Origin of the sequence: Corynebacterium sp. HMSC062E11 (assembly GCF_001811845.1) — a bacterium.
GTDB lineage: Bacteria > Actinomycetota > Actinomycetes > Mycobacteriales > Mycobacteriaceae > Corynebacterium > Corynebacterium hesseae.
The window spans coordinates 12,820-33,557 of the sequence record NZ_KV806791.1 but is presented as its reverse complement, the minus strand read 5'-3'; the positions used below and the strand labels follow the sequence as shown (position 1 = coordinate 33,557).

General features: G+C 60.3%; 20 protein-coding genes. 6 read left to right on the top strand and 14 right to left on the bottom strand.

The annotated features are described in order from the left end of the window. Positions 1–2: 2 nt before the first annotated feature. Together HMPREF2822_RS05230 and HMPREF2822_RS05225 are read right to left on the bottom strand one after the other, a co-directional pair. Positions 3–2,156: a hypothetical protein gene (locus HMPREF2822_RS05230; protein ID WP_070521898.1), complete on the bottom strand. Its 2,154-nt coding sequence runs from the start codon at positions 2,154–2,156 to the stop codon at positions 3–5. Beyond that, the gene (locus tag HMPREF2822_RS05225) at positions 2,153–2,755 is read right to left on the bottom strand and encodes an NUDIX hydrolase (protein WP_070521895.1); all 603 of its coding nucleotides are present in this window, start codon (positions 2,753–2,755) and stop codon (positions 2,153–2,155) included. The genes HMPREF2822_RS05230 and HMPREF2822_RS05225 overlap by 4 nt, the downstream gene beginning before the upstream one ends. Positions 2,756–2,783: 28 nt before the next feature. On the opposite strand from HMPREF2822_RS05225, the gene HMPREF2822_RS05220 reads away from it, so the two are divergent. From HMPREF2822_RS05220 to HMPREF2822_RS05205, 4 genes are read left to right on the top strand one after another with little or no spacing between them, the layout of a single operon-like run. Further along, positions 2,784–4,217 carry a CCA tRNA nucleotidyltransferase gene (locus HMPREF2822_RS05220; protein ID WP_070521892.1) on the top strand — a complete coding sequence of 478 codons (1,434 nt, stop codon included), beginning with the start codon at positions 2,784–2,786 and terminating at the stop codon, positions 4,215–4,217. Positions 4,218–4,219: 2 nt separating this feature from the next. After that, positions 4,220–4,819: a YqgE/AlgH family protein gene (locus tag HMPREF2822_RS05215; protein WP_070521889.1), complete on the top strand. Its 600-nt coding sequence runs from the start codon at positions 4,220–4,222 to the stop codon at positions 4,817–4,819. Positions 4,820–4,854: 35 nt separating this feature from the next. Continuing rightward, positions 4,855–5,556 carry an AzlC family ABC transporter permease gene (locus tag HMPREF2822_RS05210; protein ID WP_070521886.1) on the top strand — a complete coding sequence of 234 codons (702 nt, stop codon included), beginning with the start codon at positions 4,855–4,857 and terminating at the stop codon, positions 5,554–5,556. Next, complete coding sequence (locus tag HMPREF2822_RS05205; protein WP_070521883.1) at positions 5,556–5,888, top strand: branched-chain amino acid transporter permease; 333 nt, start codon at positions 5,556–5,558, stop codon at positions 5,886–5,888. Before HMPREF2822_RS05210 ends, HMPREF2822_RS05205 begins: the two co-directional genes overlap by 1 nt. On the opposite strand, the gene HMPREF2822_RS05200 is transcribed toward HMPREF2822_RS05205, so the two are convergent. The 5 genes from HMPREF2822_RS05200 to HMPREF2822_RS05180 all read right to left on the bottom strand — a co-directional run bounded on the left by HMPREF2822_RS05200 (position 5,885) and on the right by HMPREF2822_RS05180 (position 8,572). Further along, entirely contained in the window at positions 5,885–6,193 is a 309-nt protein-coding gene (locus tag HMPREF2822_RS05200; protein WP_070521880.1) for a hypothetical protein, read from the bottom strand. The two genes, HMPREF2822_RS05205 and HMPREF2822_RS05200, sit on opposite strands and share 4 nt — an antisense overlap. A gap of 6 nt (positions 6,194–6,199) precedes the next feature. Beyond that, complete coding sequence (locus HMPREF2822_RS05195; protein WP_070521877.1) at positions 6,200–7,159, bottom strand: bile acid:sodium symporter family protein; 960 nt, start codon at positions 7,157–7,159, stop codon at positions 6,200–6,202. Positions 7,160–7,235: 76 nt separating this feature from the next. After that, positions 7,236–7,607, bottom strand: a complete 372-nt coding sequence (locus HMPREF2822_RS05190) for a Rieske (2Fe-2S) protein (protein ID WP_070521874.1) — start codon at positions 7,605–7,607, stop codon at positions 7,236–7,238. Positions 7,608–7,659: 52 nt separating this feature from the next. After that, the gene (locus HMPREF2822_RS05185) at positions 7,660–7,884 is read right to left on the bottom strand and encodes a hypothetical protein (protein ID WP_070708077.1); all 225 of its coding nucleotides are present in this window, start codon (positions 7,882–7,884) and stop codon (positions 7,660–7,662) included. Between the two features lie 223 nt (positions 7,885–8,107). Next, complete coding sequence (locus tag HMPREF2822_RS05180; RefSeq protein ID WP_070521867.1) at positions 8,108–8,572, bottom strand: SdpI family protein; 465 nt, start codon at positions 8,570–8,572, stop codon at positions 8,108–8,110. Between the two features lie 157 nt (positions 8,573–8,729). On the opposite strand from HMPREF2822_RS05180, the gene HMPREF2822_RS05175 reads away from it, so the two are divergent. Then, complete coding sequence (locus HMPREF2822_RS05175) at positions 8,730–9,965, top strand: dicarboxylate/amino acid:cation symporter (protein ID WP_070521864.1); 1,236 nt, start codon at positions 8,730–8,732, stop codon at positions 9,963–9,965. 546 nt (positions 9,966–10,511) lie between these two features. Next, complete coding sequence (locus tag HMPREF2822_RS05170) at positions 10,512–11,534, top strand: HNH endonuclease signature motif containing protein (RefSeq protein ID WP_083306814.1); 1,023 nt, start codon at positions 10,512–10,514, stop codon at positions 11,532–11,534. A gap of 225 nt (positions 11,535–11,759) precedes the next feature. Here the strand turns inward: HMPREF2822_RS05170 and trpA are convergent, their stop codons facing one another. From trpA to HMPREF2822_RS05135, 7 genes are all read right to left on the bottom strand, one after another. After that, positions 11,760–12,590: a tryptophan synthase subunit alpha gene (gene trpA / locus HMPREF2822_RS05165; protein WP_070521861.1), complete on the bottom strand. Its 831-nt coding sequence runs from the start codon at positions 12,588–12,590 to the stop codon at positions 11,760–11,762. Continuing rightward, a complete protein-coding gene (gene trpB, locus HMPREF2822_RS05160) occupies positions 12,590–13,804 on the bottom strand; it encodes a tryptophan synthase subunit beta (RefSeq protein WP_070521858.1) in 1,215 nt (404 codons plus the stop codon). Before trpB ends, trpA begins: the two co-directional genes overlap by 1 nt. 32 nt (positions 13,805–13,836) lie before the next feature. Further along, a complete protein-coding gene (trpCF, locus tag HMPREF2822_RS05155; RefSeq protein ID WP_070521855.1) occupies positions 13,837–15,219 on the bottom strand; it encodes a bifunctional indole-3-glycerol-phosphate synthase TrpC/phosphoribosylanthranilate isomerase TrpF in 1,383 nt (460 codons plus the stop codon). Further along, complete coding sequence (gene trpD / locus HMPREF2822_RS05150) at positions 15,197–16,234, bottom strand: anthranilate phosphoribosyltransferase (protein WP_070521852.1); 1,038 nt, start codon at positions 16,232–16,234, stop codon at positions 15,197–15,199. Before trpD ends, trpCF begins: the two co-directional genes overlap by 23 nt. Then, positions 16,234–16,878: an anthranilate synthase component II gene (locus tag HMPREF2822_RS05145; RefSeq protein WP_070521849.1), complete on the bottom strand. Its 645-nt coding sequence runs from the start codon at positions 16,876–16,878 to the stop codon at positions 16,234–16,236. Before HMPREF2822_RS05145 ends, trpD begins: the two co-directional genes overlap by 1 nt. Beyond that, positions 16,875–18,374: an anthranilate synthase component 1 gene (locus HMPREF2822_RS05140; RefSeq protein WP_070521846.1), complete on the bottom strand. Its 1,500-nt coding sequence runs from the start codon at positions 18,372–18,374 to the stop codon at positions 16,875–16,877. The genes HMPREF2822_RS05145 and HMPREF2822_RS05140 overlap by 4 nt, the downstream gene beginning before the upstream one ends. A 396-nt stretch (positions 18,375–18,770) precedes the next feature. After that, positions 18,771–20,621, bottom strand: coding sequence for an FAD-binding monooxygenase (locus HMPREF2822_RS05135; RefSeq protein WP_070521843.1), 1,851 nt, complete (start codon positions 20,619–20,621; stop codon positions 18,771–18,773). Positions 20,622–20,738: the final 117 nt, after the last annotated feature.

Sequence of the window (20,738 nt, the reverse complement as noted above, 5' to 3'; positions counted from 1 at the left end):
AACTATCCGTGAGACTTCTTTTTCTTCCGCTTACCCAGCCGGAACAATGCGGCAAGGACGAGGGCGAGCGCGGCGATTGCGCCGACTCCATAGACGCTAACGATACCGGCACGCGTCTGCACCGTGATATCGATTGGATCCGAAATGAGGTGCTCAGATGGTGTTGCAAGCCATAGGCGCAGCGACATCTGGTCAACGTTGCTGGGCAGGTCAGCGGTCATGGACACGGTAATAGATCCCTTGGCCGGGATGTGAATCAAGTCCTGCGTGTTCAACGTGGCGCCGTCGGGGGCGTCGTAGGCTAGGTGGGCGTCGACAGGCAGCGGCAGGCCGTTCTCTGCCACGATGAGCAGCGGTGATGACTCCGAAACGCGGGTAAAGACGTTCCCCGGCGGGATGAGCGCCACCGAGGCGCGAAGCTCGCGGAGCATATCCGCGTTTTTCTCCAGCCGGGCGCGGCTCTGCTCCACCGAGGATGGAAAACCGTGGAGGCTGGAGCGGTCGGTAGAGCTGAGCGCCGTGAGGAGATCGCGGCGCAGGGGGGCCGTGAAGTTATAGCGCGTCATGGCGATACCGGGATCGTTGACCATGATGGACATCAGCTCATCGGTATAGCGCGCCTGCTGCGTCACCTGTGTGATCTCGGCGTCGTGGAAGGCTGCGGGATCTGGGTAGGGACTTCCGGGGTTGCCGTTGCCGGGCTCGATGGGCAGCGCGGAAACGGGACGGGGGTCGAGGCGCCCGGAATTGAGCAGGCGCTGCGCTGCTTCCATCACCGCGCGCGCGGCGGCAGGGTCCTGGAAGTTCGGCAGCTTGGCCACGGTCTCCTCTTGCGCGGACGCCACGCTTATCGACGCCCCCGCCGTCAGCGCCCTCGCCTGCTCCGAATCCATCGAAAAGTCGTAGCGCAGCTCCGGGTTGGAGTACCCAGTGGTCTGCGGCTTAGAACCGGTCTGGGCCAACAGTGCTCCGAGGGAGGCATCAAAGGTGGCGGCCTCGCCGGCCCACTCGGAATTATCCGCCAGCAACAGAGGGACGGGCATCGTGTGCTCGCTTGTCCCCGAGGCAGGCGCGGTCAGTGGCGTGCTGAGCGGGGCGCCGAGGACGCGTTCGATGGTGTCAGCGCCCTGCTCGACGGCCTCGTGGGTGAGCCACTCGTTTCCTACCTGGGCCACGGCATCGGTGTCTGCGTTAGCCCACGGCATGAGCATGCGGCAGTCCACCTTCTTCAGTTTCTCCAGCCACGCGGCGGCGTCTTGGGCGCCCGCGCCCGGCTTGCCGCGATCGGAATCGGCGCTGCTAAACCAGGAATCGCGCAGGCGCGTGGGGTGTTTGGCAGTAGAGGGGCGGGTCTCGTTGACGGTGTAGCCGGCGGACATGCGGTCAGCGGCGTCGACAAGCGCGGGGTCCAGGGCCACGCAGCCTGAACCGTGCAGATCATGCTGCAGGTAGGCGTCGAGCAGCTGATCGAGGCGCCCGCCCGGTGAGAGCTGTTCAGCGAGCTGCTCGCTTTCTAAGATGAGCTCCTCGCCGCCGGTATCTCCCGGCACGACGTCGACCTGGGCGGTCACGGGATAGATCAGTGAGAACTCGTGTTTGCTGTCGTCTTCTGCGTCGGGCGTCGGATCCTGATTTTCGCCCCTGAAATCCAGGATTGTCCGCTCTTCCGCAAAGCTCGTGGCCTGACCGTCGCGGGTGCCGGTGAGCGTAAATAGCAGTGGGTAGGCGCCGGGATCGGTGATGGCCAGCGTGGAGTCATCTCCCAACGCGGTGGGGACCTCCACGGTTACGTCGCGGCTCTCCCCCGGCTCCAGTGCTCCTGCGCCGAGCGAAGTCCCATAATAAGGAAAGGATCCCGCAGCGAGCTCTTGGCGGGCCTCCGTCGTGGAGTTCACAGCATTGCTGCGCCGGGAGGTTATCTGCAAGTCATCAACGGCGCTATCCGTCGGGTTGTGGATGCGCAGCTGGACTTTAAGCGTCTCCCCTACTCGCGCCTCCGTCGCGCTGAGCAAGCTGAGTTCGAGCTCATCGGGGCCGCGGGAGCCGAGCCAATAGTGGGAGTCGTTGCTCTCGGCGTCGGGAGTTTGTGCCTGGGCCACGGGGACGGCGCAGCCCACCGCCAGCGCCGTGATGGCAACCGCTGCGCGCCAACTCACCGCGGAGTCGCCTTTCCTGCGGCAGCTTCCTTTCGCGCGAGATCAGGGAGGAGGTCGTGGGCGATGCGGGCCAGCTTGCGCTCGTCCGCATAGGCAAGGTGCTCGATGAGCTCGGAGACCGGGATCCAGGAGACCTCGGTGACCTCCGGGTCCTCGTCATTCATGATGCCGTCCACGAAACGCAGCAGGTGGTGGTGCACGGTCTTGTGAATGCGCACGCCATCGGAGACGAACCAATAATCAATCATGCCCAGGTCCGCGAAGACCTTGCCGTGAATTCCGGTCTCCTCCCATACTTCGCGCTCGGCGGTGAGTTCCTTGGCCTCGCCGTTTTCCACATGGCCCTTGGGCATGGACCACAGCAGGCGCCCGCGGCGGTCCAACCTGCCGATGAGTGCCACATAGATTTGGGACAGGTCGACGTTGCCGTCTTCGTCGACGGCCTCCGCCAATCCGGACACGACGAGTCCGCCTGCGGACGTCTCATCCCGCGTGGTCATGCGGTTGTTGGACGTGCGCTGGGGGCGTCCCGTGCGGTGGTTCCGGTGGCCCGCGCCCCGCCGGCGGCGGCGCTTGGACCCTGGCGTGTTCTTAGTCATCCCTGCTAATCGTAGTAGACTTCGATCCGTGAATTTTCAGGACACTCAGCTAATCGGCGTTCTTGCTCGCGCGGACGCCACCGTCGCCCAGCTCAGTGGCCTCCTCAGTGGCCTGGTGGAACGCTTTGCGCTTCACGACGCCCCCCTCTACCTCGTCGGCGGCTCTGTCCGCGATGCCCTGCTCGGCCGCCTGGGCAATGACCTCGACTTCACCACCCCGGCCCGGCCCGACGTTGTGTATTCGATTCTGGAGGAGTGGGCCGAAACCGTGTGGGATACCGGCATCGACTTCGGTACGGTCTCGGCGGCCTATAAGGGCCAGCAGATTGAGATCACCACGTTCCGCTCTGATAGCTACGACGGTGATTCCCGCAACCCCGAGGTGGTCTACGGCGACACCCTCGAGGGCGATCTCGTGCGCCGCGATTTCAAGGTCAATGCCATGGCCATCGAGCTGCGTCCGGACGGTACCCGCGAATTCCACGATCCGATGGGCGGACTCGATGACCTGGCGAATCGCATCCTCGATACCCCGGATGCGCCGGAGATTTCCTTCCACGATGATCCTCTTCGCATGCTCCGCGCTGCGCGGTTCGCGGCGCAGTTAGAGTTTGACGTCGCCCAGCGCGTGCGCGATGCCATGACCGACATGGCGGGCGAAATCCAGCGCATCACCGTGGAGCGCGTGCAGGTGGAGCTCAACAAGCTCATCTGCGGCACCGCGCCGTGGAAGGGTATTGACCTGCTCGTTGACTCAGGTATTGCGGACTATGTGTTTCCGGAGATCCCGGCATTGCGCATGGCCCCCGACGAGCACGCGCAGCACAAGGACGTGTACGCTCACTCGCTCACCGTGTTGCGCCAGGCCATGGAACAGGAAGAGGACGGGCCCGACCTGATCCTGCGGTGGGCTGCCCTGCTCCATGACATCGGTAAGCCGGATACCCGCGACACTACTGACGGCAAGGTCAGCTTCCACCACCACGAGGTTGTTGGTGCGAAGCTCACCCGCAAGCGCCTGCGCAAGCTGAAATTCCCCAAGGCCACGACCGAAGATATCGGCCAGCTGGTCTACCTGCACATGCGTTTCCACGGTTTCGGCGATGGCCAGTGGACCGATTCCGCCGTGCGCCGCTATGTCACCGATGCCGGCGATCTTCTCCCGCGCCTGCACAAACTTGTGCGCGCCGATTGCACCACCCGCAATGAGCGCAAGGCCCGCCGCCTCCAGCGCACGTATGACCAGCTGGAGGAACGCATCGCGGATATCGCGGCCAAGGAAGACCTCGCTCGCGTACGCCCTGATCTCGACGGCAACGAGATCATGGAGATCCTCGGCCTTGAACCCGGCCCGGAGGTAGGCAAGGCCTGGTCTTACCTCAAGGAGCTGCGCCTCGAAGAAGGCCCGCTGGAGCGCGAGGTTGCTATTGCGAAGCTGCGCGAGTGGTGGAATTCTAGATAGGGATGTACGCAGACAGACTTTTCAACGCCCTTGAGCGCAATGATCCCGCCCCTGGCCAGCTCCTCGTGGCGGCTCCCGACGTTCTCGCGCCCCAGTACAATCGCTCCGTCATCCTCATCACCGAGCAACATGCCGGGCGCACGTATGGAGTGGATCTGACTAAGCGCTCCGAGGTCGCGGTCTTCAACGTCATGCCGGAGTGGCTGCCCGTGGTGGCTAAGCCGCAGGCCCTCTACATCGGCGGCCCGCACGACCAGCAGGCGGCCATCGGCGTGGCGCTGACCAAGCAGGGCGTGGACATCGAGAAGCAGCCTTCGCTGAGCCGCCTCGCCCCACGGGTGGCACTCGTCGATCTGCGCGTGGGTCCCGATGCCGTCACCGAACTGGTTGAAGGTATGCGTTTTTTCGCCGGTCATTTCGAGTGGGGACCGGGCGAACTCGATGAGGAAATTGATCGCGGTGAGTGGTACGTGGCCCCTGCCCTGCCCCAGGACGTAGTCTCCTCCGGATCGACAGATACGTGGTCAGACGTCATGCGCCGCCAAGCCATGCCCCTGCCGTTGTTTGCCACCTTCCCGCGCTATATCGATGAAGATAATTAGAGTTCCTCTCCACCCTCTGCGCTAACATCTCTGCCATGCGTGCGGAGATCATCAAGGCAATACGGACCTGCATGTCCATTGCCGTGGGGGTGGTGCCGCTGGGCCTCGCCTTCGGCGTGCTCATGGTCCAGACCGGTTTCGACTGGTGGTGGACCCCCATCTTTTCCATCGTTATTTACGCTGGCTCGATGGAGTTCCTCGCCATTTCCATGGTGACCGGCGGCGTGACGCCCGCCGTTGCCGCGGTGACGGGTTTCATGGTGAACTTCCGCCACATCTTCTACGGGTTAACCTTTCCGCGCGATGAGATTCGGAATCGTTTCGGCCGCGCCTATTCCACGTACGCGCTGACCGACGAATCCTATGCCGTCCTTTCTGCCTTCCCCCGTGTTTCGCGCCCGAGTGGTGCATTTGTCTTCACCGTGCAGCTTTTCTGCCAGGTGCTGTGGGTTGTCTCGGGCATCATTGGTGCGCTGGCAGGCCAGGCCATTCCGCCCTCGGTGAAGGGTCTGGATTTCGCCCTCGTCGCCTTGTTCATCGTCCTGGCGATTGATTCCTTCCAGAACAACAAGGATTACTCGCTTCCGCTGTCTGCTGCGGTCCTGGGTGTCCTCGCGGGCTGTCTGTTTCCAGGGCAGCTACTCATGGTGGCGCTGAGCGCCTATTTTCTGCTCTTGGTGGTGCGCTACCTCTCTCCTCGTGTCGACAGCGCGATGATTCTACGCAGGGAGTCCTAATGCCAGCTGGAGTAACCCTGCTCAGCATCCTCGCCGTGCTTATCCCCGTCGGGGTGGTGACGGTTGTTTTGCGCTGGCTTCCCTTCGTCTTTGTGAAGGCCCTAAAGGATAGCCAATTCATTAGCGTGCTGGGCTTCACTATGCCCGTGGGCGTGATGACGGTCCTGGTGGTTTACACCTTGTTTAGCCAGACCCAAGACACGGGAAGCTTTGTGGCTCCCCTTGTAGGCGCCGCGGCTACTGCCCTGCTGCACCTGTGGCGCCGCAACTCCGGCTTGTCCATCTTCGGAGGCACCGCCGTGTACATGCTGTTGGTGAACGTGGTGCTTTAAAAGTCCCCGTACAGGGCGATGGCCTCTGTCCACAGGGAGTGGAACTGGAAGGCGTCGATAAGCTCGGCGTTGATGTCGGGGAATGCGTCGTAGGTGTCGGGGTGTGGAACCACGCGCTGTGGGACCTCGGCATTGCCCACTGAGGTCTCCGGTGTTGCAGCGCCGACGATAGAGTCATTCGGGGCGAGGGCGATCATGCGCAGCATGGAGCAGGCCTCAGCGTTGATTTCCTCAAGCTCCGCGATGTGTGTGGCGGTTCCGACCTCCGGGATGGTCATGGTGGTGCGAACATAAAGCTTTTTCATGTGCTCTCACTCTACCCGGGCGTAGCGAGCCGCCATAGACGCGCAGATCATTAATTGGACCTGGTGGTAAATCATGAGGGGAAGGATGAGCAGCCCCAATGAGGTGCCGCCGGAGGCAAAAATCACCGAGGCCATGGGCAATCCGGTGGCCAGGGATTTCTTTGACCCGCAGAACTGAATAGCAATGGTGTCTTCCCTGTCGAACCCCAGCTTCTGGCTGACCACCTTGGTGAGCCAGAGCATGAAGAAGACAAGCGCGGAGGAAAAGGCAATCTGGAATAGGATTTGCCATACGCTAATCGACGCCCAAATCCCGTCCACCATTCCCTTAGAAAAGGCCGCATAGACGACCATCGCGATGGATCCTCGGTCCACCACCTTTGTGGCTTTGCTTGCTGCGAGTTTGCCCACCCATTTTCTGGTGAGCTGGCCGAGTAGGAATGGCAAAAGCAAAAGTGTTGAGATCTCCACGAATACGGAGCTATCGATATGGATTCCGTTTCCCGCGCCCATCAGCGCCATGACGAGCAATGGCGTAAGCAGAACTCCCGCGAGGTTTGACGCAGACGCAGAGACGATTGCCCCGGGAACATTTCCGCGGGCGATCGAGGTAAAGGCTACCGACGATTGCACTGTGGACGGTACAAGCGTGAGGTAGAGAATTCCCAAGTAAAGATCGTTTGGGATGAACGCGGTGAGCGGCCTGAGTGCGAGGCCGATGACCGGGTAGACCACAAAGGTAAACGCCAGAATAGTGAGGTGGAGTTTCCAGTGTTTGATCCCGTTGATGGCTTCGCGAGTGGAGAGTCGGGCGCCGTAGAGAAAGAAGAGAAGGGCGATCGCTATATTCGTGAGGACATCGAAGCTGTCTGCAAAGCTTCCCCGCGCGGGAAAAACAATAGCGATTGCGACGGCGCACAGGATGAGGACGATGAGGGGGTCGAGTCTTTTGAGGCGCTCAATCATAGAAGAGAGTCTAGACGCCCCTCACGGTTTCACGTGAAACATCTTTTCAAACCCCCTGAGTCTCCGGGGATATCCATTAGGCGGAGACGTTTTTGACTGTTCCCCCGTTGTTTTCCACTCCGTACTCAGTGAGCGGTTTAGGGCTGGGGCCGCCGGTGACTTCGCCGCTGCTGAGGTCAAAGCTTGAGTAGTGGCTCGTGCATGTGGCGGTCAAGCCTTCAATCTTCGTGATGAGGGATCCCTGGTGCGGGCAGGTCTGCGAATATGCCTTGAACTCTCCCTCGGTGGGTTGAGCGAAGATCACCTTGTCCACAATGATGGCGGAGCCAACGGGGATTTCCGTCGCTGCGACTTCCGCGGAAGGTTCCTTACCGCAGGCGGCGAGGTAGGCCCCAGCAAAGGTGGTCGCAGTACCGAGCAGGAAAAGGCGGCGTGAACACGTAGTCATGTGGTTTACTCTATCTGATTCATTGGCTGTGTAGGGAGAGGACAATGTCCTGTTAGCTAAGTTTGCCGTCCCACACGGGAAGCTCCTCTTCCCTGCTGCCACTGAAATCGTAGGCACCGTATGATGTGCCGACATCGCTATAGATCGTCCCAGCTTCGTTGTGTGCTCCGCGACGTTCTCCGGCGAGTGCATACATGGCCCCCGCGCCGAGGATGCTGAGGCTGAGCGCTGTTGCAGCGACGAGCCGTAGCGCTTTAGTTTTGGTGCTCGTGGTCATGAACACGATCGTGCGCCGCCCGACTCCTGTTGTCACGTCACACTGCCGTGTTCCCAAGTAATTGATGTTTAGCTCTCAGCGCTCACACAGCGCAAAGAAAGGTGGCCACATCAATCATCGGGTCTACCCGGTGTTGATCTGGCCACCTAAAATATAGTTTGTGATGAAATAATATGGGGACTTCTGTCTGCCCAGATTACGTCACTGTGCTTAAAAAGTCGCTCTAGTCTCGGCCCGTCTTGTCGGCGTGTTGTGCTGCGGCACGGATCGCGGAGACGTCGACAGCCGGCGCCTCTCCCCCGCAGCCGCCGTCGCCACAGTTGCAGGAATCGCCGCAACCATCGTCGTCTTTATGGGCTTGGTCCCACAGGTAGGCCGCGCGGGCACCCATGTTGGAGCCGATGGAGAGCGCGAGGACAGCTACGACGGCTGTGAGTGCGGGGATTAGCCACATCCAACCTTCGGCGCGAAGCGCGATAACGCCACCGAAAACGAGAGCGATGCCTCCCAGGAACCAGAACGGGCCCGCAATAGCGTGGGCGTTGTCCCATGCCTCCCGGGTTTTGCGGATCTCCGCGAGACGCAATCCAACAACACTGTTGCCGGGGAGTTTACGGAGTGTGGCAAGGCCGCCGACGATGATGAGGACCGCGGCAAGGATGAGGAAGATGATTCCGACTACGAGCATGCGTCTAAGTCTATCCCGCTTCCTAGCTAGCGAGAAAGCTGGTTCAATTTATTCGTTTCGTGCTGTAATATACATTTCGTGTCGCTTGGTAGATAAATAAGCGTTTATCGCCGGGCGAGAAACTCGTAGTGGTATCAACCATAGAAAAGACTCAATCATGACATTCAAGAGTGTTCTCAACTCTCTGCTGTTCAAGATTATCGTAGCGATAGTCTTGGGCATCATAGTTAGCCAATTCGCCCCCGAGTGGTTCGGCAGGGCCTTCGCAACATACAACGGACTGTTCTCGAACTTCCTTGGCTTCTTCATCCCCATTCTCATTCTTGCTCTCGTGGCACCGGCAATCGCGGGCCTCGGGCGCGGCGCCGGCAAGTGGCTGGGTATTACTGCCGGGATTGCATATGGTTCCACTATCGTGGCAGGCCTCGTTGCCTACGGTTTGACCCAGGTCCTGTACCCCACGTTGCTTGGTGGGCAGACGCTCAACACTGATGTTGCTGACATCGATGCCGGAGCGCTCGAGCCCTACTTCACCGTTGAGATGCCGGCTCCATTCGAAGTTATGACGGCGCTGCTGTTGTCCTTCTGCGTTGGCGTGGCGATGACCACTGTGAAATCCGACAATCTTTACGCGATTACTAAAGAATTTGAGAACGTCGTCATCAAGGTGATCTGGGGCTTTGTGATTCCCCTCCTGCCGTTCTATATCTTTGGCATGTTCCTCTCCTTGGGCATGAATGGCAACATCGGGACGGTGCTGGTTGCCTTCGCCAAGGTTCTTTTGCTTGCGGTCCTCATGACGCTGGTTTACCTCGTGCTTCAATACATCATCGCCGGCGCAATTGCGGGTAAGAATCCATTCCGCGCATTGAAGAACATGACACCGGCCTACTTCACCGCGTTGGGTACTTCCTCTTCGGCGGCGACGATTCCGGTGACGTTGGACGCCGCGTTGAAGAACGGCATTTCCAAGCCCGTTGCTGGCTTCGTTATCCCCCTCTGTGCGACCATCCACCTTTCTGGTTCGATGATCAAGCTGACGTTGTACGCCTTCGCGATTGTGTACATGGCTGATGGTATGGAAGCAGATTTGGGTAAGGCCTTGGGCTTCATCCTGCTTCTTGGAATCATGATGATCGCGGCCCCCGGTGTTCCGGGCGGTGCCGTGATGGTTGCCGTTGGTCTGTTGCAATCCAATATGGGCTTTGATGATTCGATGGTGGCACTGATGATTGCCGCTTACATCGCTATCGATTCCGTGGGTACGGCCGCGAACGTTACTGGCGACGGCGCTATCGCCATGATTGTTGACCGTTTCGCTCGCAATAAAATTGATGGGTTGGAGGCCGAGGCCGACGCCTCTGCTGCCGACGAGGAGCTCAGCAGAGCTTAGGTTTCAAGCTTAGGTTTCACGTGAAACCCTGAAAGCTTCCCCCTCCCCTAGCTTGCGTTCCATTTCTGGTCTATACGTCTAGACCAATCAACTGGAAAGTTGGCCGCGGGAGGGGGATTTTTGTATGCCTGGTTGCCGACGTCGCGGGCCGCTCGGTCGTGCAAGGAGCTCCCAAAAGCTCCGACGAAAACCGAGATGACTCTTGTGGGACGAGCTTAGAACATGTATTCTAAAGGTGGGAGTGGGGGAAGCAATTATCCGGCTAATTTAGGGATGCAGCTCCCCATGGGAATCACAACAAATTCTTCAACCTCGGTACCTACTGCGTATTTTTCTCACTCAAACCCGCATGATCCAGAATGTATGGCGGGTCAACTCATGCGAAGAATAGAGTATGAGTTTTGGTCACGTGTCCAGCCACCGCTCGACGCAGATTCAGACACTGCATTTATGACCCTTGGTCAAAAGACGGGAAAGTCTCCGGCACATGTGGCGCGGAATGTCATGGGGCTTATTCGTCTCAGTGAATTGCCGAAGGTGAAGGCGATGCAAGACTCTGAATACGTACTCGATATGCAAGCCTTGGTTGCTATTGATCAAGTACTGGCAAAGCTGGGCAACCCTATTGCTTCAGTTATCTCAGAGATCGATAGTCAATTGGCGGCGTGGCTAACACCGACTAAACCCAACCAGGTCTTTCCCAGCGCAGAAAAGATTCGGCGCAAGGTACGCGACATTGCTAAGGTCTTGGATGATTCAATCGCGTTCCGGGATAAGCGGAAGAAGAATCGGTATTCACTCCTCACCCGGGGAGAACGTGCCTCGATCGAGTTAGAGGTCGATAGTAACGTCGGCGTCGTAATCCACGAGACAATCAAGCTGGCCGCAAAGGAGCATGACGTCTCAATGGCGGATGCCTTAGTTCTCCTCATTACGGGCAAGATTCAGCCGGAGGCTGGAAAAGTCGTTGTGCATGAATTCAAAGCCACTGACGTGGAGGGAGCGCCGGTCTTTGTTCAGGGACACGGCTGGACCGGTGAAGGAGTCCCAGCGTCGAGGACTGTGACGAGAGACTTTAGTGAAGCACCAGAACCGTGCGAAGGCTACCAGCCCTCAGATGTCACGCGAAAGTATGTCGAGGGGCGCGACGGGACCTGTCGGGCGCCTGGCTGTAATCGACCGGCGTGGACATGCCAATTGGACCACAGGATTAACTATGCCGATGGTGGCCCTACGCACCCGTCTAATTTGGTTGCCCTTTGCCAGCACCACCACAACATGAAAACTGACGGACGGGCTTTCTATATCCTGGACCCAGTTACTGGTGATGTTGTCTGGTTGTTTGAGGACGGCACCTGGGCGGTGACTGAAGCAACCGGTCCTCTGGCCCCGGCGTCTAAGGTGTGGGCACGAACCGTCGCGGAAGATGTCATTGCTCACCGGCGGAAGATGCACGAAGAGGCCAAAGCCTTGAAGGTTGAGCTTGATGGCGGAGAGTTGGTCGAAGTCTTCGACAGGACGGACCCGGCGGATCGCTACTCGAACGCATCCGATGATGTCCCCTTCTGAGGGCCAAGAGACTATCGCTGTTGGGGATTAGGGAATTAAGGAGGCTTTGGAAGGCACAGAAGGCGGCATTATTAGTGATTGCTGGCTACAACGACGGTAGCCGATGGGCTTGTGCATATGGAACACGCGCTGTTTCACGTGAAACGACCCCTTCCATCGTGATGCGTGGTGGCGCACGACGTGATGGAAGAGGCTGAGGTGGGTCAGGATTGTTCGGGAAAGCGCTTAGCCAACGGCACGCTTGGTAGCAGCCTTCATCTTGGATACGAAGTCGGTGACTGCAGAGGCGAGTCCGTCGGTGGGCTTGTTGTTCTCGTCGAGGTGAGCGTCGACAATCTTCGTTAAAGCAGATCCGGTGATGGCCCCAGCTGCGCCAGCGGAGATGGCATCGGCGACATGCTGAGGGGTTGAGATTCCGAAGCCAAGGAGAATCGGTGCCCCGCCGAAGCGTTTCACGTTGTTCACTACATCAACGAGCCCGCGGGTTTCCGATTCCTTCTCGGTGCCGGTGACGCCATCGCGCGAGATTGCGTAAATGTAGCCCCTCGAGTATTGAGCCACGCCCTGGAGGGTCTGCTCCGAGGCTTGTGCCGGGGCGATGAAGATCGGGTCAATGCCGGCCTTGTCGGCGGCGGCGACGAAAGGTGCGCCTTCGCGGACGGGGACATCGGGAAGCAAGATGCTATCAGCACCCGCTTCTTGAAACTCGGAGTAGAAGGTCTCCAACCCACGAGTGAAGGGAACATTGCCATAGATGAGCATGCCAATCGGAAGGTCTGGGAATTCGGCTCGAATCTGGCGGATTTGGGCGATGGCGGAATCAACCGTTGCCCCTCCTTCAAGCGCGCGGATGTGTGAGGCCTGAATGGTGGGACCATCGGCAACAGGGTCCGAAAAGGGGACGCCGAGCTCGAGTGCGTCGGCCCCGCCGGCGACGGCCGCGCGAACGATGTCGAGGGCAGTGTCCGGGTCGGGGTCGCTCAACATGATGAAGGGAACGAAGGTCCCTTCATTGCGGGCGGCAAGGTTGGAGAAGAGTTTCTCGTATCGGCTCATTACTTGTCCTCCGTGATCTTGAATTCGGGGTGCGCGTCGAGGGTGCGGCGGACGTGGTCGATGTCTTTGTCGCCGCGCCCGGAAAGGGAAACGATAATGGTGATGTCCTCATCTTTGCGCTTAAGCGCATAGGCCAGGGCGTGTGAGGATTCAAGGGCGGGAATGATGCCCTCGCGGCGGCTAAGGATTTGGAACGCTTCAAGTGCCTCCGCGTCGGTGATGCCGACATAGGTGGCGCGGCCCGTCTGCGCCAGGTGAGCATGCTGTGGACCGACGCCGGGGTAATCGAGGCCAGCGGAGATGGAATAGGACTCCTCAACTTGACCGTCGGCATTGCGCATGAGGTAGGAGCGGGCGCCGTGGAGAATTCCGATGGTGCCATTGTTGATCGTGGCACCGTGGTGTCCGGAATCGAGGCCCTCTCCCCCAGGCTCGGCGCCGACGAGCTCGACCGACTCCTCGTCGATGAAATCCGCGAACATGCCGATGGCATTGGAGCCGCCGCCGACGCAGGCGACGACCACGTCGGGAAGCCCGCCCGTGCGCTGAAGCATTTGGGCCTTGGCTTCCTCGGAAATCACCCTGTGGAACTCGCGGACAATCGTGGGGAAAGGATGGGGGCCGGCAGCGGTGCCGAGCAGGTAGTGGGATTCGTGGAACGTTGCGGTCCAATCGCGCAGCGCCTCATTAACGGCATCTTTGAGAGTGCCAGATCCGGAGTCCACCGGAACGACCTTCGCGCCCATGAGCTCCATGCGGTAGACATTGGGCTGTTGCCTCTCGACGTCTTTAGCGCCCATGTAGATGACGCACTCAAGATCGAGCAGCGCGCAGGCGAGCGCAGTCGCGGTCCCGTGCTGGCCCGCACCGGTCTCAGCGATAATGCGGGTCTTTCCCATGCGCTTGGCCAAGAGCGCTTGGCCAATCACCTGGTTGGTCTTGTGGGCGCCGCCGTGGACGAGGTCCTCCCTCTTGAGGAAAATACGTGCCTTTCCACCGAGCTTGGTTGCCTCGGTGAGAGGGGTGGGACGGCCAAGATAGTCACGAAGATAGCCTGATAGTTCTTTGCGGAAGGCGGGATCGTTTTGCGCATCGACGAAGGCCTTCTCGAGTTGGTCGAGTGCGGGAATGAGAGACTCGGGAACAAATTGTCCGCCGAACTCGCCGAAATACGCGGGAAGGATGGTCTCCCTGGCGTCCTGTGGGTTAGTCATGGTGTTCCTTTTGGGTAGGTTTGGGTTAAGGGTTAATACGTAAAGTGACGAATGGTGTTGAAGGCCGTCGCGATGAGGGCGGTGTCCTTCCTGCCGTTAACTTCCACGCCGGAGTTGATGTCCAGTCCGGCTGTGCCAACGCGTAGCGCATCGTGAAGGTTGTCGGGTTTAAGGCCACCCGCGAGAAGTGCCTTTTCTTTGACGTTGTCGGGAATTGTTGACCAATCGAAGGAGTTGCCCGTGCCGCCGGCGCCAGCATCGAGGATGAGCATGTCGGAGGCGTCGGCAAGCGCAGAGGCGAGCTCCGGGCCGTGCGGCGCTGTCATATCGATGGCGCGCCATACCTGCCGCTCCCCCGCTACCGCGCGGACGGCGGAGATGAGCTCGAGTTCGGCGTCCGTGCTCCCTTGGTAAGGGGCATGGATCTGGAGGGCGGCAATGCCGTCGAAAGCGAGCTCTTCCCAGCCAGTGGTGCGGCGAGAGACCGCGACGTAGCTGAGATCAGGTTCGTGGGCGATGATATCGAGCGCGGTTTCACGTGAAACATTGCGGGGCGATGCCTCTTCGAAGATAAGCCCGCCGTAGACTGCGCCGGCGGCGCGGGCGGCCTGAGCTGCAGACCACGCCGTGAGTCCGCAGACCTTATTGTGACCATAGACAAGCTCGCGTGCAGCACGATCGATATCAGGCGTACCCGTGAGTTGGGAGCCGACAAGGAATGCGTTGGCATGAGACCCAAGGCGGCGCACAGTCTGGTTGTTGCGGATGCCGGATTCCGAAACCACAACTTTGCCGGAGGGTACAAAGCGAGACAGGCGCTCGGACCGGGTGAGATCGATGCTGAGGTCGTGAAGGTTGCGGTTGTTAATGCCAATGACGTCCACGCCAAAGGCAGTGGCGCGGTCAACCTCGTCCACAGTGATCGCCTCAGTGAGCACGTCGAGCCCAAGGGAATCTGCTAGATGTTTGAGCTCTGCATAAGTCTCATCATCGACGCTGGACATCATGAGCAAAATGGCGTCGGCGCCAAAGTAACGCGCGGCATACACCTGGATCGGATCGATAATGAAGTCTTTGCACAAGACCGGCAGGTGCGTGGACAGCGCCACGGTTTGCAAATGGTCATAGTCACCACCGAAACGGTCCGGTTCACAGAGGACAGAGATGGCCGAGGCGTAGCGCGAATACACGCGGGCGATGGCTCCCGGTTCATAATGCTCACGGATGAGGCCGAGCGACGGGGACGCGGACTTGCATTCCATGATGAAACGGTTGGTCCCGTTGAGCGCGTCGTAGAAGGAACGCTCAGAGCGCGGGAGAGTCGTGAGGTCCACGTGGGCGAGGCGCTCACGGATGGCTGGTAGGTGCGTGCGGCGCTTGGCGACGATCCCCTCAAGCACGGTCGGCAGAGCCATAGTTCGCCTCCTCGTGCTTCTTCAGCCATGCGGCCACGGTGCCGTCCTGGATGAGTTGGTTGGCGTGCGCGACGCCGTCTTGGATGGTGTCGGTTGTGCCGTTGAGATAGAACATGGCGCCGGCGGTGGCGACGATCGCGTCGTGATGGGCCGGCTTGCCCGTACCGGCAAAAACCGCCCGGAGGGCCTTCGCGTTTTCTTCCCCGTTGCCGCCGGCAAGGTCGGTCAACTCGTGGCGGGAAATGCCGAGGTCTTCGGGGGTGAGCTCGTAGTGGCTAATGGTGCCGTCGCGAAGCTCCCAGACCTGGGTGGTGCCGTGAACGGCAATCTCATCGGTGCCAGCACCGTGGACCACGAGCGCGCGGGTGCGGCCGAGGTCCTTGAAGACCTCAGCGATGAGCTGGCCTTGCTCGGGGTTGGCTATGCCCATGATTTGGAACTCCGGGCGGCCGGGGCTCAGGAGCGGGCCCATGGTGTTGAAGAGAGTGGAGACGCCGAGGCCCTTGCGCACCGGTTGCACGTGGGCGACGGCCGGGTTGTAGGCCGGCGCAAAGAGGAAGGTGAAATTGGATGCCTCGAGCTGGCGGACTGCGCGGTCTGGGTCGAGATCAAGCGGGATGCCGAGGGCTTCCAGGACGTCGGCTGAGCCAGACTTGGAGGAGACAGAGCGGTTGCCGTGCTTGACCATCTTGACTCCGCCCGCGGAGGCGACGAGGGAAGCGCCGGTCGTGACGTTGATGGTGTTAGCGCCATCGCCGCCGGTTCCTGCGGTGTCCATGAGCCCCTTGCCGGTGACAGGGAATGGCCGGCCGGCCTTGATGAAAGCGCGTGCCGCGCCGGCGACATCAGCGAAGGTCTCTCCGCGGGTGCGGATTTGGGTCAGGAGAGCGGCGATATGGATATCGTCATACTCCCCTACCGTCAGTGGGGTGAAGACCTCGATGGCTTGCTCCAGGGTCGGCTCCTGGATGTCGAGGAAGGCTTGCAATGTCGTCAATGCCTTATTATCAGTCATTACTTGGATCCTTCAATGGTGGGGTAAACAGAAAGTTGATTAATACACCGCTCGATCATGATCGGTCCCGTCGGCGTGAGAAGTGATTCTGGGTGGAACTGGAGGCCGAGAGCCGTGCCGTCGAGTGTTTCTGCGGCCATGGTGACGGAACCAATGGCGGTCTTGGTCTCGGCGAGACTGCGCATTTGGGCGGGAACGTTCGCGCAGCCTAAGGAGTGGTAACGCGCAACGGGGACGAGGCGGCCAACATAGTTCGGGTTATCGGGCTCGGAATCGGTGGTGAGACCCTGAAAGAGAGGGTGGCTGGCGCCGGCGTCGGTCAGCGTCATGGGTACGGAAGAACCGTGGACTGGGCCGCAGGGCTCGACGGTACCGCCGAAGTGATCAAGGAGTGCCTGGAAGCCCAAGCAGATACCGAGGATGGGGATGCGGCCGAGGGAGGCGTCGATAAGCTGCATCATCGATCCGGCGTCGCGGGGATGACCCGGGCCGGGCGAGAGGATGATGATATCGGGCTGGGCGGCGAGGACCTCCTCCACGGGCACGGTGTTGCGGAAGACGGTGGTGTTATAGCCGGCGAGGGCGTCGACGAGGTTGTAGACGAAGGAATCGTGGTTATCGATGAGGACGACGTGTGGATTCATCGGATGACCTCCAGAGATGCGTTGTGTGCCTGGGCAATGGCGCTGAGCACCGCGTAGGCCTTGTGGACCGTTTCATCGGCCTCGGATTGTGGGACGGAATCGCGCACGACGCCCGCGCCGGCCTGGACGACGGCTGTGCCATCCTTGACGTAGGCGGAGCGGATGACGATGCAGTTATCCATCGAGCCATCGCCGCGCAGGTAGCCGATTGCGCCGCCGAAGGAGCCGCGGCGAGTACCTTCGGTTTCGCGGATGAGCTCCATGGCGCGCAGCTTCGGAGCGCCGGTGAGCGTGCCCATATTCATGCAGGCTCGGTAGGCGTCGAGGGCGTCGAAATCCTCGTGCAGCGTGGCGACGACCCGGGAAACCAGGTGCATGACGCGAGAGTAGCGGTCCACCTGGAGCAGGTCGGCGACCTTTCGGGTGCCGGGGACGGCGACGCGAGCGAGGTCGTTGCGGGCTAAGTCCACGAGCATGATGTGCTCCGAGACTTCTTTGGAGTCGGTGCGCATCTCCAGTTCATTGCGGATATCCAGCTCGTGAGTGGCACCGCGCGGCCGAGTGCCGGCAACCGGGTAGAGCTGAACCTTTCGGTCAGAGGCCGTGTACTTCAGGTTGGACTCAGGGGATGCACCAAAAAGCTCGTGTTCCTCCCCGCGCAGGTAGAACATGTACGGCGAGGGGTTGGTCTCGCGCAGCGTGCGGTAGGCAGCGAAGGCATCGGGGCAGTCGAGGCTGAAGGCGCGGGAAGGAACGACCTGATAGATATCGCCGGCATGGACGTTGCCCTGGAGGCACTCGACGTGGCGGCGGAAAGCAGCGTCATCGATGCTGGCGCGTGCGCTGATGGTCTCGCGCGGTGCCGGGGATTCTGGGGTGACGGGCTCGGTGGCAGCGGCACGGTCGAGCTCCCCTTCGAGCGCGCGCTTGTCGACGCCCCACCCCTCAATCTTTGCTCTCTTGGTGAGGTGGTCCACCGTGAGGACATGCTCGCCGACGAGAAACTCATAATCCGGATACGCGTTTGGGCCGTCCGGTACCGGTGGCAGTTCTTCGAACGTCGCGACGTAGTCGAAGGCGAATCCGCCACCAAGGAACGGGAGGGACTCGCCGGAGTAGAGCTGGCTGAACTGCAACGTGCGCAGAATATCGGCGGTGGAGGTGGCGCGGAGGCGGGCGCGCTCGTCGTGCTCGGTGGGGAGAGCGAAGCGGAAGGTGACGCTGCCTTCTGAGCTGTGGATGATCCGTGATTGGAAGTCCGCGCGGAGTTCGTCGATAAGAAGGTGACCCGATGGTGTCAACGCGGTGGCGGTGGCCTCCTGGCCCCGGCACACCACCTTGAGTGCGGCCTTGGTGATGGCGATGCACGTGAGGTTTTTCTTGGACTCGATGTCCGCGGACTCTAAGAGCAGGGAGTTCTGTGGGGTGGCGAGGGCATAAAAGAGTGCGCTGGCGTCGGATGTGTACCTGACCTCGCGTGTGGCTGTGTACGGCATATTCTGTCTTTCTTTAACGGTTTTGTGTGCTGCCGCGAGCTTCGCAAGAGAGCAAAACGCCGAAAAGCCCGCAGCTGCGGGCCTTAAATATGGGAGAACAACGAGGCCCGCGGGTTACGCGCGCCACCACCAAAGGTTAACTGTGTTCTTCATATCACTGACTCTAACACCGATACCTTCCGCCGTACAGATAATGCACTGGCGGGTACCCCCGTGGTGAGCGGATGGACGAGCTGAAGGGACCGATGCGTGAGTGTTTCACGTGAAACCTAGGTGCTGTACTTGGCGGTCCCAACCCCCTGTGTCCATGAGGGCGGTTTCGGCAAGGCGGCAAAAAGGGCCCGGCACGATGCCGGGCCCTGACACGTGTGAAGCTACGTGAGCTTGAGAGCGGAACTACTTGAGCTTGATGAGCGCGGAGGAGAAGTAGTCCTCGACCGCTGATGGATCATCGAGTGGGAGGACGGCACCGACGTACTGGTCCGGGCGAACGATGACGACGGCTCCGTAACGGGAAATGCCGCGGCCTTCAAAGATGTCCTTGTCCCCGGGGAGTGCGTTGAAGACGTTCTCCCAATTCGGAACATTGAACTTGCCGTTGCGGGGGCGGAAGAGAAGAGGGGCGTCGAGAATCTCGTAGTCGTGGTGGTTCGTCTGCTGGTAGATGGCCTTCACATCGAAGTAGGTATTCTCGTCAGCCCCTTCGGGGGTGAACTTGGCCAGGATGGGCCCGACCTTCTCGGCCCACTGGCTCAGCGTGGAGTCCTCGCCGGCCTTGGGGGCATCGGCGAAGGCGTAGATGCGGTAGCGGCCATCTGCGGTGTGCTGGTGGCCCAGGTGCTGAGGGTAGGCGTCGCAGCGGCGCAGGACCTCAAAGGACTTGAAGCGCTTGCCCACCGGGAAGCCGGTAGCAAGGTCTTGGTGCTGGATAGTGCCGACGATAAGGTTTTCCTCGTATTGCGTCATCATGCCGGCGGCGAACTCCTCCGCGGCGACGTAGTACTTCTCCACTGCCTCCGGATCATCGAGCTCTTCCGTCGGGGTGGCCATGAGGGTCGACCACTCGCGGTCGAAGTTGATGAGGTTCTGGGCGGCCGGCTGGCGCTCACCGTGGTACGTGCTGAGAAGCTCCTTCGGCGCGCGGCCGTCGAGGACGTGGCCGAGCTTCCATCCAATGTTGAAGCCATCCTGCATGGAGACGTTCATGCCCTGTCCCGCCTTTGCCGAGTGGGTATGGCAGGCGTCGCCGGTGAGGAAGACGCGTGGGTCGTCGTCGTTATCGTCGAAGGCGTCGACAAGGCGGTGGCCCACCTCGTAGACGGAATGCCACGCCACCATCTTGACGTCGACGAAATAGGGGGCGTAAATCTCGTTCGCCTTCTCGATGATCTTCTCAATCGGCGTGTTGCGGACCTTGTGGTTGTCATCCTCTGGCACCACGCCGAGATCGACGTACACGCGGCAGAGGTAGCCGCCCTCGCGCGGGATGTGGAGGATAGAACCGGCCTGGGAGTGGATGGCGCACTTGGTGCGCCAGTCCGGGAAATCGGTGTCAACGACAACGTCCATGACACCCCACGCGTGGTTAGCCTGGTCGCCCTTGAGCGAGCGGCCGATGGACTTGCGGACGCGTGACTTAGCGCCATCGCAACCGACGACGTACTTAGCGCGAACGTCGCGCGGGTTGCCGTCGACGTCCTCGAGGTGCACCGTCACCGGGTATTCGCCCTCCCCTACCTCTAGGGAGACAAAATTCCAGCCATAGTCCGGGGTGATGCGGCCGGGCGCGCGGTGTGCATAGCGGGCGAAGTAGTCCAACACACGGGCCTGGTTGACAATGAGGTGCGGGAATTCGGAGATTCCTTGTTCGTCATCAACAGGGCAGGCACCGCGGACAATCTTGGAGCGATCATTCGGATCCGGGTTCCAGAAGGCCATCTCCGTAATTTCATAGGCCTCTTCCGTGATTTCCTTAGCAAAGCCAAAGGCCTGGAAGGTCTCTACAGAGCGGGACTGGATGCCATCAGCTTGTCCGAGCTCAAGGCGATGCGGGCGACGCTCAATGATGCGCGTATTGACGTTGGGAAACATCGCGAGCTGTGCCGCAGCGATCATGCCTGCGGGCCCGGAGCCCACAATGAGAACGTCCATTTCATCTGGAAGTTCAGAAGCGCGATCGACGCCGTACCCGGCGGGCTCGTGCACGCGGGGGTCTTCCGAAACGTAGCCATTGTGGTGGAACTGCACTGTGGACTCCTTAGTCAGCGGTTGTAATGAACGAGAACGAAGGGGTGGTGGGGGTAGCGGCCACTCCCCTACTGCCATGTGATCTTTGCTCTTGTGGGTGGTGACTCAGTTCAAGGC